The organism is Mesorhizobium sp. M5C.F.Ca.IN.020.29.1.1 (genome assembly GCF_003997375.1).
In the GTDB taxonomy this organism is placed as follows: domain Bacteria; phylum Pseudomonadota; class Alphaproteobacteria; order Rhizobiales; family Rhizobiaceae; genus Mesorhizobium; species Mesorhizobium wenxiniae.
Genome location: NZ_RZSW01001140.1, coordinates 1 through 630, shown reverse-complemented (window position 1 = coordinate 630; position 630 = coordinate 1). Strand labels below are relative to the sequence as shown.

Genomic DNA, 630 nt, shown 5'->3' with positions numbered 1-630 from the left:
CCGTAGCCGTTTACCCAGACGACATCGATATCGGAGGCGCGGGCAGCGATCCCTTCCTCGAGGATCTTCGCCCCCTCATTGATCATCGGATAGAGTGTCCGCTCGATGATCTCGTCAGCGCCGATCGCGCGCGGCGCGATGCCCTTCTCGGCAGCCTCGTCGCGGATTAGCGCTTCGACCTCGGGATTGGGAGCCGGCGTACGCGAGCCGTTCTCGTAGAGATAAAAGCCTCTGCCGGTTTTTTGGCCGAAATGCCCCTGTTCGCACAGCGTGTCGGCGATCATTGCCGTCTGGCCGCGTGCCTTGCGGTTGCGCCAGCCTATGTCGAGGCCGGCGAGATCACCCATCTGGAACGGCCCCATCGGCCAGCCGAAATCGGTGAACACGCGGTCGATCTGCTGTGGCGTTGCACCTTCCAGCAAAAGCGCCTCGGATTCCGACCCCCGCGCGGCCAGCATGCGGTTGCCGACGAAGCCATGGCAGACGCCGACGACGACCGGCACCTTGCCGATCCGCCGTGCCAGCTCGACGATTGTCGCCAGCACATCGGGCGCGGTCTTCTCGGCGCGCACGATTTCCAACAGCTTCATGACGTTGGCCGGCGAAAAGAAATGCATGCCGACGACATCC

The 630-nt window shown here is 63.7% G+C and carries 1 protein-coding gene; it reads right to left on the bottom strand.

Features of this window, described 5'->3' with window-relative positions; all coding sequences use genetic code 11:
• Positions 1 to 630: 3-hydroxyacyl-CoA dehydrogenase (locus EOA85_RS36735; protein WP_245486413.1), on the bottom strand; the 630-nt coding region annotated here is incomplete at both ends.